Origin of the sequence: Nibrella saemangeumensis, from assembly GCF_039541915.1 — a bacterium.
Taxonomy (GTDB): Bacteria; Bacteroidota; Bacteroidia; order Cytophagales; family Spirosomataceae; genus Nibrella; species Nibrella saemangeumensis.
The window spans coordinates 1-11,365 of record NZ_BAABHD010000060.1 but is presented as its reverse complement, the minus strand read 5'-3'; the positions used below and the strand labels follow the sequence as shown (position 1 = coordinate 11,365).

10 protein-coding genes are annotated in these 11,365 nt (G+C 51.2%); 2 read left to right on the top strand and 8 right to left on the bottom strand.

Going from position 1 to position 11,365, the window contains the following annotated elements; genetic code table 11:
• Positions 1-286: 286 nt before the first annotated feature.
• From ABD949_RS18485 to ABD949_RS18455, 7 genes are all read right to left on the bottom strand, one after another.
• The gene (locus ABD949_RS18485; protein WP_345245679.1) at positions 287-1,813 is read right to left on the bottom strand and encodes a T9SS type A sorting domain-containing protein; all 1,527 of its coding nucleotides are present in this window, start codon (positions 1,811-1,813) and stop codon (positions 287-289) included.
• A gap of 288 nt (positions 1,814-2,101) precedes the next feature.
• The gene (locus ABD949_RS18480) at positions 2,102-2,767 is read right to left on the bottom strand and encodes a DUF305 domain-containing protein (RefSeq protein ID WP_345245677.1); all 666 of its coding nucleotides are present in this window, start codon (positions 2,765-2,767) and stop codon (positions 2,102-2,104) included.
• A 347-nt stretch (positions 2,768-3,114) separates the two neighbouring features.
• Positions 3,115-4,422 (bottom strand): UDP-N-acetylglucosamine 1-carboxyvinyltransferase, encoded by a 1,308-nt coding sequence (murA, locus tag ABD949_RS18475; protein WP_345245675.1) that lies wholly within the window; start codon positions 4,420-4,422, stop codon positions 3,115-3,117.
• 15 nt (positions 4,423-4,437) lie between these two features.
• The gene (locus ABD949_RS18470) at positions 4,438-5,223 is read right to left on the bottom strand and encodes a DUF4290 domain-containing protein (RefSeq protein ID WP_345245681.1); all 786 of its coding nucleotides are present in this window, start codon (positions 5,221-5,223) and stop codon (positions 4,438-4,440) included.
• 74 nt (positions 5,224-5,297) lie between these two features.
• A complete protein-coding gene (locus tag ABD949_RS18465) occupies positions 5,298-5,681 on the bottom strand; it encodes a response regulator (RefSeq protein ID WP_345245673.1) in 384 nt (127 codons plus the stop codon).
• An 11-nt stretch (positions 5,682-5,692) separates the two neighbouring features.
• A complete protein-coding gene (locus ABD949_RS18460; protein ID WP_345245671.1) occupies positions 5,693-6,280 on the bottom strand; it encodes a biliverdin-producing heme oxygenase in 588 nt (195 codons plus the stop codon).
• A 19-nt stretch (positions 6,281-6,299) separates the two neighbouring features.
• The gene (locus ABD949_RS18455) at positions 6,300-8,567 is read right to left on the bottom strand and encodes an ATP-binding protein (protein ID WP_345245669.1); all 2,268 of its coding nucleotides are present in this window, start codon (positions 8,565-8,567) and stop codon (positions 6,300-6,302) included.
• 290 nt (positions 8,568-8,857) lie between these two features.
• Here ABD949_RS18455 and ABD949_RS18450 point away from each other — a divergent pair, with 290 nt between their 5' ends.
• Both ABD949_RS18450 and ABD949_RS18445 read left to right on the top strand, forming a co-directional pair.
• The gene (locus tag ABD949_RS18450) at positions 8,858-10,240 is read left to right on the top strand and encodes an MATE family efflux transporter (protein ID WP_345245666.1); all 1,383 of its coding nucleotides are present in this window, start codon (positions 8,858-8,860) and stop codon (positions 10,238-10,240) included.
• A gap of 76 nt (positions 10,241-10,316) precedes the next feature.
• Positions 10,317-10,940, top strand: coding sequence for a Uma2 family endonuclease (locus ABD949_RS18445; RefSeq protein WP_345245664.1), 624 nt, complete (start codon positions 10,317-10,319; stop codon positions 10,938-10,940).
• On the opposite strand, the gene ABD949_RS18440 is transcribed toward ABD949_RS18445, so the two are convergent.
• The gene (locus tag ABD949_RS18440) at positions 10,937-11,176 is read right to left on the bottom strand and encodes a hypothetical protein (RefSeq protein WP_345245662.1); all 240 of its coding nucleotides are present in this window, start codon (positions 11,174-11,176) and stop codon (positions 10,937-10,939) included. The genes ABD949_RS18445 and ABD949_RS18440 overlap by 4 nt on opposite strands.
• Between the last annotated feature and the right edge of the window lie 189 nt (positions 11,177-11,365).

Below are 11,365 nucleotides of genomic sequence, written 5' to 3'. Positions count from 1 at the left end.
CGCCGACTCAGCAAAGATTATGAATGTGACTGTTCATCGGCCGAATCCTTTGTGTATCTGGCGAACATTTATCGCATTAGCCGTAAAATTTAAACAGGTTCTAAATTTACAGATGCTTTTGCAATCCGCCAAACAGTCTTTCCTAATTTATGAATTGTTTAAAAGTCTTACTTCTTGTTTTCAATCAGCGGTTAGCTAGTCTTAAAGAAGTTGTCGCCAGTTAATAGCTCTCTGGTGAAAAAGTTTATCAGCAACTAACAAGTTTTTAATTTTCCGTTGGAGACGCCTAATACTTTATAACTTTTCTGTTGATTTCTCCCTGAACCGTATCAATCTTCAGCAGATAAAATCCCTGAGGTAACGGACTAATATCCAATACAGCGCTGGTTGAGCCACCCAAATTCAAGTGCTGCTTTATGAGTATACCAGATAAAGTAATAAGTGAAAGCCGGGTCCATTGAATAGTCAGGCCAATCTCGACCGTCAATTGCTGAGTAGCTGGGTTAGGGAAAATGTTGATGTCGCTTTCTTCATTCGGCTCAAAACCGGTTACCGGATCTGGTTTAGGCTGCGTCACTTCCCGCTTTTTGAATGTAAGTTTCCAGATTGCGTTTCGCTTGTCCTCTATCACATAGAGAATATTTCCAACCTTTTCAGCATCGGTAGGGCCCATAAACTGGTCGGCAATCCGCGTGACCTGGGCGGTGAAATTATCTGCTGCGCGGTCATATTGCAACCGGACGTGGCACATGTCTTCCCCAGCGTCGATCGCAGGTAAGTATCCCCCCCTCACATTACCGCCGGCCGAATAGGCCAGTACGAATGCATCGCCGGTAAAATCGGCCAGAGTACTGTCGTTGTCAAAAACTAAGCCTACCGGGGACCGATGTCCGGTAAAGGTGCTGATGGAGTTGGAAGGCACCCATTGATTATTTGTGGGCTCATGAACGTAGTTGGCGTGGGGTCCGGTGCTGCGGATAGGTTGCGTAATGATAAGACCGGCCGGCTTCTTTGGGAACCCTGGGTCATTTTGAAATTTACTCAACTGATAATCGCTTAAATTCGGTGGTAGGAGTTTATCTTCCTTCGGGTTATAACCGGCAAATTGCTGTGGCGTCTGATTACCCCCCATCTCCCAGGGAAAACCATAATGACGGCCTTTACGGAGCCAGTTCATTTCTTCCGGATCGTCCCGGTCTCCCGAATTTTCAACGCCAAACAGGCGGCCTTTGGAATCAAGCGCTATATCAAATTCGTTGCGGACACCCCGGCAGAATACATAGCCTAGTCGGTCCAAGGCTGCCGAATCATTGGGAAGCTCAATGGTAGGGGCTTTTACGTTGAGTGGAATTTTGAATATTACTGTTGTCAGGGCCACTTCGCGGGTGTTTGGGTACAAACCTTCCGTATCTTCTATTTCACCATGATCGGTTCGGGAGCCGCTGCTGATGTAGAGAGAGTCTCGATTAGGTGATACGCATACTCCGCTGAAGGCGTGGTCGTAGAGCGTGGCCGAAGAAGGATAAGGCTCTGTACGGAGCAGCGTTTTCCAGATACGATTTCCGTCACGTTGGAGAATGCCGGCTACCACTAAGCCATAACCACGCTGTCCGTTTTCTTTGTGATTACCTACCAGAATCATTGTACTATCCGCAAAAGCCAGTCCCTGCAAATAGTTGATACCGTGATTGGCAAGTGAGGCTACAGGAGCCCAGCTAACCGGTTGTTCGGTTAGTTGGTTAATTTTATAAACGTCGCCGGTAAACGAGTTAAAATAAAGCGCCTTAGTGACCTGATCATATGCTATGCGCACGCCACTAACCGGAATATCGAGAAATTTTTCAATTGTTATGTTCTGGTGTAAAGAGCGGGGTGCTGTTTGGGCCTTTAAATCAATCAAAAAGAAACATAACAAAAAAGTTAAAAATATACCCTTAAATTGGTAGGTAAATAGAAATTGCACCATAGAAATTACGTAGTAATTAATCCTTAAAAATAGTTATATGCCATTAAATATTCAGTGAATGATTTACTATTCGGTAAACTTATTTAACAAAAAAGCCGTCCATCGGGACGGCTTGGATTGATATACAAGAGGTTACTACTTCATCACTGCCTTCAACTGATCGCTGTCTGATTTGGCGTTTGTCAGAATCTGCTGGGCCAGCGAGCGTAATGTCTGGTTTTTGCCGTATTGCAGGTAATCCTGCGTGATGTCAATCGCGTCGCGGTGGTGCTCCAGCATAATCATGGCGTAATCCGTATCGACGTTGCCCGCTAGTTTTTTCTCCAGCGTGCCTTGCTCAAAGTTTAATTTCATCGCTTCCAGCTTCTGGTTTTGCGACTGCACAAACGCCTGATTGGCGCGGCTGGGTTTTATCTGCTTCAGGGCAGATTCCAGCTGGTTAACCTCATTTTGTTTTCGCGTAATCAGCGTTTGGGCCAGTTGCTTCATACCGGCGTTTTGCAAACTTTTAACCGCTTCCTGCGCTAATTCAATTTCACCCAGGTGGTGAGTGCGGATGAGAAGAACATAATCAAAGTCAGGGTCGCCCGTCATACGCATGGCTTTTAATTTGTCCATCATGCGGTTCACCGTGGGCATCAACTGGCTCTTAGCGGTTCCGGTTGTGGCAGAACTGGTTTGTCCCCCCGCCTGAGTAGCGTTGGTCGACTGAGCACGGGCCGGCGCAAGCGTAAGGCTGGCTAGGACCAGACCGGTCACGAAAAAGGCGGTCCATGGCTGGTGATTCTTCATGATTTTCATAACGTTTAGCATAAAATGATTCTGTAACCGTAAAACAAGCGTTTCGTTTTAGAAAGTTCGTTTCTGGCGCCGGAAACCTGTAGCCGTGTAGTCAATAAAAAAGGTGAGCCGGGAGGGGCTCACCTGATATGATCAAGTTACGGTATTTTCAGGTTACGATTGGTACGGAATCCCTGGTCTTTGGCTAATCATTTCCGGAGCTTCCATGGCGCTGTCGTTTTAATGACGGTTCAAAGATGTGAGACCCACATTAAAAACGATTGAAGACGGGGTTAAAATTGCGTTATGAGCAGAAAATAGAAAAGCCGCCTGGGAGAGCGGCTTTTCACGTAGCTTATTGAGTCGTCTTACAATCGGATAATCTCGGCCCCAATCGCATTCAACCGGGTATCAATGTTCTGATAGCCCCGGTCAATCTGCTCGATGTTGTCGATGATGCTGACGCCGTCGGCGGAGAGGGCGGCAATCAGCAGAGCCACACCGGCCCGGATATCGGGCGAAGACATCCGGATACCCTTCAGCGGCATCCGGCGGTTCAGGCCGACAACGGTTGCGCGGTGGGGGTCACACAAAATGATCTGTGCACCCATTTCAATGAGTTTATCAACGAAGAACAGGCGGCTCTCGAACATCTTCTGGTGGATAAGCACCGTGCCACTGGCCTGTACGGCCGTGACAAGCACAATGCTGAGCAGGTCAGGCGTAAAGCCCGGCCACGGGGCATCGGCTACGGTCATCATGCCGCCGTCCAGGAAGGTTTCAATTTCGTAGCGGTCCTGGGCTGGAATGAAGATATCATCCCCGCGAAACTCCAGCTGAATACCAAGACGTTTAAATACATCCGGAATGATGCCTAACTGCGGAATCTGGCAGTTTTTGATGGTTACCTCCGACTGGGTCATGGCTGCCAGTCCAATAAAGCTACCAATCTCGATCATATCGGGCAGCATGGTATGATCAGTACCGTGTAGTTCACTGACACCTTCGATGACGAGCAGATTGGATCCAACGCCCGAGATCTTAGCGCCCATCGCATTCAGCATCCTGGAGAGTTGCTGCAGGTAAGGCTCACAGGCGGCATTGTAAATGGTGGTGATCCCTTCGGCCATGACGGCGGCCATCAGCACGTTGGCCGTACCGGTCACCGATGCTTCGTCGAGCAGCATGTAGGCGCCCTTCAGGTTCTGGGCATCCACCCGGTAAAAACCGCCGTCGTTGGTATCGTAATGGAACTGAGCGCCCAGCTTTTCGAAGCCGAGGAAGTGGGTATCGAGCCGGCGACGACCGATCTTATCGCCCCCCGGCCGGGGAATGCGGCCTTTCTTGAAGCGGGCCAGCATCGGGCCCAATAGCATGACCGAACCCCGCAAGGCACCGGCTTTGCGTTTGAAGGTAGGTGTTTCGAGGTAGTCCAGATCCACATCGCTGGCTTCAAAGCGGTACGAAGAGGGGCCAATTTTGGTGACCCATACGCCCAGATCCCCCAGCAGGTCGATCAGTTGGTTTACGTCGCGTATATTCGGAATGTTATGAATCGTAACGGGCTCCCTGGTCAGCAGTACCGCGCACAGAATCTGCAATGCTTCATTTTTGGCTCCCTGTGGTATAAGATCGCCCTGCAGCCGGCGGCCGCCCGTAATCTGGAATGATGCCATGTTGGAATTAAAAGTTTATCGTCTCCGGCGGTCGTTGCCGCGGTTGTCCCGGTTGTTGGGACGGAATTGGCCACGATGACCACCCTCTCCCCGGCGGCCGCCATCCCGATTGTCGCGGTTACCGCCATGCTGGTTCTGGTAACCACTGCCGTATGGGCGATTTCCACTACCGCCTTCGCGATAGCCTCCTTCCCGGCCTCCGCCCTCACGACGGTCGCCGGTGCGCTCGCGGGGAGTGCCTTCAATCATGCCGCCGTTGCGAATACCCTGCAGGTCTTCGTTCAACCGGCCGTCCGACATCTCTTCCAGGTTGGTAAAGATGGTCTCGTCTTCAACGGATTCCTTGTTCCAGGTGGCGTAGAAGGTTTTCATGAGCCGGGCCAGGTACGATACAAACGCCCGTTTTTCTTCCGGATCGTCAATCGTAGCCGCCTTGTCAATGAGGAGTTCCATATTCCGGCCGTAATGCTTGTACCGGAGGTTATGCATGTTGTAGGGGACCTGCTGCGGTTTACGGCCCAGCACTTCTTTCGACGGCGGAGGATAAGGGCTGTCGACATCCAGGGTAAACCCCGACATGATATACAGATCGTCCCAGAGCTTGTTGTAATAGTCCTGGCCGTCTTTCATGTTTGGATGGATCTGCCGCATCAGTTCGACCAGGATATGCGCGTAGCGGGTGCGCTTTTCCCGGTCCTCAATGTTGACGATGTTGTCAACCAATTTCTGAATGTTGCTGCCGTACTCTTTCAAAATAAATGAGGGGTTCGTAGTAAGTGGAGCAAAATTAACAACATTCAGGGCAAAAACGAATTATCGGGACGGGCCGCTTGGTAAGGTTAGCTGCAAGCGCCCCGTCCCGGCGGTTCGTACCGTTACAGATTCTGCGTCACCGGGTGGCTGGAAAACTTAGCTACGCAGCCGCGCAGATCTTTTAGGGAAAAAGGTTTGCCCAGAAAAGCATCTGTTTTCAACGACCGGGCAATGACGTCAATGTTATCATAAGCCGTAAACAACACAATGGGAATGTGGGCGGTATGGCTGTTTTGCTTGAGTTGAATAATAGTGTCATGACTGGTCTGGCCGTTTAACTGATAGTCGATAATAATGACCGACGGCCGGATTTGTTGCACCTCGTCGAAGACATGGGTGAGTCGATTACGGGTCGTTACGTGGTACTGAGTGCGCAACGCCCGCTGTACGAGTTCCAGAATATCCTCCTCGTCGTCGTACACTAAAACAGTTTTTTCGATTACCATACGCAGAACGGTTACAAAGCGGCAACGGGTCCGGCTGAGACAGATAAGCTGTAAAAGATATGTTCGTAAAGCTGAAAGGCGTCAATGGCTCCCTGGACGATCTGGTCTTCCTGTGTGGCAGCCTGCTGAGGCAGGTAGGCACAGAAGGTTTTCCACAGGTAACCGGTCTGATCGCCATAACCGGCGTAAAAGCGGGACTGGCCCGCAGTATGACACAATGACGGATTTTTTTGCAGGCATTTACTGATGACCCGTCCGCCTAAGGTTGACCCTTCGGCTACGTAGGCCGCGCCCAGGAGCTGCCAATTGGTCCAGTTATGAAAACACAGCCGCTGCGTAGCGGGTACCGGTAACCGGAGCATCTGCAGGTCCTGAATAATCAGGTGGGCTTTACTCCGCTGGAAAGGGTCATAGCCGGCAAAAAAGGCTGGATCAGCCATCCGGATGGCCATTTCCAGAGGCTGGTGAAATGATAGGTTAACATACAGTAGCTGAATGTACTGATCATTGGTCAGCGTTCCGTTCTGGATTTGCTCGGCATACAGGAGCTTTTCAACCTGCTCGTGGCAGAGCTGCGTTTCCTGACGCAATCGGGCCATTATAGACATAAGGTTGTTTTTATTGATTCATCTGCGCAACCGGTACGTGCGGAAACGCTACATAGAAGGTGGTTTGCCGGTTGGGCTCACTGTCGAACCATACTTTCCCCTTGTGCCGGCTCATTATCTGTTTTACAATAGACAGTCCTACGCCATTTCCTTCTGTCTTTCCGGTGTTGTCCAGGCGCTTGAAGAGGTCAAACACCCGGCCGGACTGCTTCATATCAATGCCAATGCCGTTGTCTTTAACCGAATAGACAACCTCATATTCATTCCGGAACCCGTTCACCTCAATAACAGCCGGCTGAGACTGCCGCGAATACTTGGCTGCGTTTGACAGCAGATTACTGAATACCTGCAATACCATTGTTGGGTCACCGGCAACCGGTGGCGTGTTGAGGATGTGAATGGTAAGCGGCCGGCCTTTTTCCGTTACCAGCGTATCTTCCCGCAACCGATGCAACAGTTTACGCATATCTACCAGTTGAGTCAGCAGGTCATTCTGCCCCATCCGCGAGTAGTCCATAATGTTGCGAATCAGGCTGTTCATCCGGTCCGTTGCCCGGATTACTTTGGTAAACAGCGTCCGGGCATCGTCGTTGAACTCTTCACCGTATTCCTCCAGAATAATTTCTGAGTAACTCTTGATGGTCGACAACGGACTCCGCAGATCGTGCGAGACGGTATAGCTAAAAGCATCCAGTTCTTCGTACGCTTTTCGGAGTTCTTCGTGCAGGAGCCGTATTTCGTTGGCTTTTTTGGCTACAACGTGCAGAATATCCTCCCGGAGTTTCAGCGCCGTAGCAATCTCGGCATCTTTCCAGGGCTCCGCTGTATGGCAAACCTCCTGCACCCAGCGGGCAAAACTCTTACGCGGACTGATGCGAATGCTGCCGTTTTCATGAATATTGACTGCCTTTTCGGGGTTACCGGCCCAGCTTACCGAATGAACCTGCTCGGGCTTGAACCAAAGCAGGTATTCGTTCAACTCCCGCGACAGCGGAATAGCGAGTAAGCCCGATGCTACAGCACTGAAGCCAGCCGCCGGCGGGTATTGCTCTGCCAGATGGGATGTCTGAAAAAAGGTGTCCGTATCGACATTCTGTAGCCAGCCGATCAGGCCGTGAATGTCTTTGTCGGATGGCGTTTGGCCGAGGGTGACCAGTTTTCCTTCGAAAAACAGGGCTGCGCCGGTGGCGGAGTTGATGTTGAGGGCAGTAGTCTCGTATTGCGTAAGGCCACGCACAATGTTCCAGTCTTTCAGCATGTTGCTGAACAGGGTCTGGCCGGCTTCACGGATTTGCTGCGTAAAGGATTGATCCTCTTCGTCTTTGTGGTACTCCAGCGCAGCCGATAACAGTTGGCCTACCAGATCAACGGACATGCGGGCGGAATAATCGATCTGCCGGGGCGTAGCATTATGGCAGGATATAAGCCCCCAAAGTTCACCCTGGTACATCAGCGAGATACTCATGCTGGCCTGTACGCCCATATTTTTCAGGTACTCGATATGAACCGGCGACACCGCTCTCAGGATCGAATGAGCCAGGTCGAGCGGACGCTTTCGGTTGGCGTACAGCACCGGGAATAGTGCCGAGTCTGCCTGGTTGACGTTGCTGATGCAGCGGACCCGGTTGGTCTTGTACAATTCACGGGCCTGGCGGGGTATATCGGATGCCGGGTAGTGCAGGCCCAGAAACGGCTCCAGATGGTCTTCTTTCACCTCTGCGACGACTTCGCCATGCCAGTCAGGCCAGAACTTGTAGATCATGACCCGGTCGTAGCCAGTAATCTTTTTGACCTGACGGGCCGCATTTTCCAGCAGTTGATCCATAGACCAACTGGCTTTTATGGTCGACAAAGACTGCGCCAGCAAGCGTTGAAGATTCTGGCAGTTGTTGGAGTCCATTACCGGCTCAAACTCCAGAATGACGGCATTGTCGTGCTGGTGCGATACCAAATTATAGTCCCGCTCATGGAGCCTGATGCGGTACGGATTCATCGTCTCCAGCGATTGGTTCCGCAGCCCTGTTTTAAGGAGATCTGTCAGCACATCGCCCTGAAAACGTGTTCCGTTCTGCAGCGAGTTTAAGGAAGTACCAATCAACTGATCAGCGAGTATATCTAAATGCTCCCGGACGTTTTCGCTGGCCTGAATGATCGTATAATCATCCGGTGTTACGGCCAGCAGAAAACCATGCGCCTGTATCCGGCCTGGGATGTGGATAGGCTCCCGTTCGCAATTGGTGATGTCTGCCTGGAACAGGTTCTTCTTGTCAAAATTCACTACCGCAGATTAGTTGAAATGGGAGCCTTAATCGTGAGAAAAAAGCCCTTATATTAATAATTAGCCTTGTATTAGTGTACGAAACTAGGGAAAAATCTTCGTGAACAGGTATTAAACTGAGGGACTGGACCCTGTTTTCTGAAAATTACGATTATGTGTAAACGTTGTTAAACAAAATAAGGCGCCTTCCCCTGTTTGGAAGAAAAGGGTTAAGTGTATATCAAGTTTCTTGTGGGCTTGCTACGCTTCTTCCTATACCTTTGCGGCCTATTTATAATTAGTTGATCGCTATGCTTGACTGGCTTCGTGCCTACCGGTCTGATCTGACCGATACCCTCCGGCTCAGTATACCCATAGTAATTGCTCAACTGGGCGTCGTGTTGATGGGGGTGACCGACAACCTGTTTGTCGGGCGGCTGTTGGGTGCCGTGCCGCTGGGAGCCGCTGGTCTGGCCGTATCACTCACGTTTCTGGTGTCAAGCATCGGCGTGGGAGGCCTGGCCGTAGTAGCCGCGCTGGTGTCGCAGGCGCGGGGGCGCGGGAAGGATGCCGATATAAACCGGCTATACCGGGCCGGTATCTACGTGGCGGTGCTGCTGAGCGTTGTACTCGGACTTGTATCGGCAATTGTCGCATACTTCTTCGATATCTTTGGGCAGACCCCCGAGGTGACGCGGCTGGCCCGTAACTTCATGCTGATCCTGAGCGTATCAAACATCCCGCTGTTTCTGTTTGTGGCGGCCCGGCAGTTGTGCGACGGCCTGGCTTATCCGCGGGTGGCTATGATGATTACCTTATCGGCGCTGGCGGTAAATGCCATCCTGAATTACTGGCTGATTACCGGCTGGGGGCCTTTTCCTGAATTGGGACTCTACGGCTCCGCACTGGCTACGCTGTTGTCCAGGATCTATATGGCTGTGGCTATTCTGATCTATATTCGGCGGGCGGCTATCTTCAGAACTTATTTTCAGCCGGCTTACAGGCAGTTGCCGGTACTGACCTTTGTCCGGGAAATCCTGCGGCTGGGTTTGCCGGGGGGGCTGACATTCTTTTTTGAAGTAGCTACCTTTTCGCTGGCAGCGGTCATCATTGGCTGGCTGGGTGAAGACCGGCTGGCCGCTCACCAGATCGCAATCAACCTGGCCTCGACAACGTATATGATGGCCTCGGGTATCTCGGCGGCTGCTTCCATTCGGGTAGGAGCGGCTTTAGGACAGGGCGGGCAGGGGCAGGTATACCGGGCGGGTCTGGCGGCCTTTGTGCTGAGTACCGTCTTTATGACCCTCTGCGCGGTTATTTTTCTGACGGCTAATGACTGGCTCGTAAGTCTGTACATCCGCGACAATACCGAGGTATCCACAGTGGCGGCTTCGCTGGTGATCCTGGCGGGCATCTTTCAGTTATCCGATGGCGTACAGGTGGTGGGTATCGGTACGCTGCGCGGCCTTTCTGACGTCAACGTGCCTACCATCATTACCCTGTTTGCCTATTGGGTTGTCGGGTTACCTGTCGGCTATGCGCTGGCATTTTGGCTGAAGCTGGATGCGACGGGTGTCTGGATCGGTTTGCTGGCGGGCCTGACCGTAGCGGCCATTCTGCTCACCACGCGATTCTTCCGGCTGGTCCGCCGGCTCCGGCCGACCGTTATCGACAACGAAACGGCAAATGTATAAGGTAGGGTAAGGTAACAACCTGCTGGTTCTTTTTGTATATTTACGTAATTGCGTAATTACGCAAAACAGGATGGATATGGCAGTCGTAACCGCAGAATCACCGGATCAGCGCCGGTCGGATATACCGCCTTCGCTGATTTATGAAGAGCTGAATGGTACGGTACTCTACCGGAAAGGATACCGGGATGTACTGGCCCAAACTAAAACTGTTGATGAAGTTATGGGCAGTAGTTCCCTGCAATCGGCAATTATTACCCTGATTTTGCTGGAGATCGGTAAAACACTGACTGAGGAGTACTTTATTGTGTCTAACGAACCAGGCTTACATCTGGCTCCCAACAATAACCTGTCCAACGACATTGCCATTTTTACGCTGACGGAAATTAGTCAGTTTGATAAGAAGTACTTTTCCGTTGCGCCCCGCTACGTAATTGAAGTAGATGTAAAGGCCGATATTAATCCACAGGAGTTTGGCAGTGAAGAAGATTACATTTTTTACAAAACTCAGATGCTGCTCGACTTTGGCGTTGAACAGGTCATCTGGATCACATCCGACAAATCCCGCAAAATTCTGATCGCCCGCCAGGGAGTAGACTGGGTAGTAACCAACTGGGAGTCGGTGGTTGAGTTTGGTCCGGGCTGCCGGTTCAGTTTGCAGGGCCTGTTGCAAAAACGAGGCATTGCCGGCCTGCTTTCCTAACGCATGTTGTCCAGCAGTTTTTCCCGGGTTGGTTTATCCGGTGAGACGTCGTAGGCAATTCCTTCGAGATCGAGGTGGTCGATGAAGTCCCGGTAGCGCTCCCTGGGTACCTCAAAAAGGCAGTAGTTTTCGTATGGTTCGTTAAAGATCTCGACTTCTGTCAGGCTGGCGATCTTCTGCAATTGCTGGTACTGCGCATTCTTTATGCGCTGCTGCTTGATGGTGAAGTACCACATGGGTTCGTTAGATTGGCTACCGGATTTAACTGTGATTACGTTCGTTCGGTTTTGACGGGCAAAGAAAAACCCCCACTGTGAAGCCTACCGTCTGGACACATCTTTTGATAAGGTGAAGCCGATAACGATGGCATCAAACTTTTTGAGGCCTAACCAAAACGTGGTGATGCCCGGCTTTCGTCCGGATTG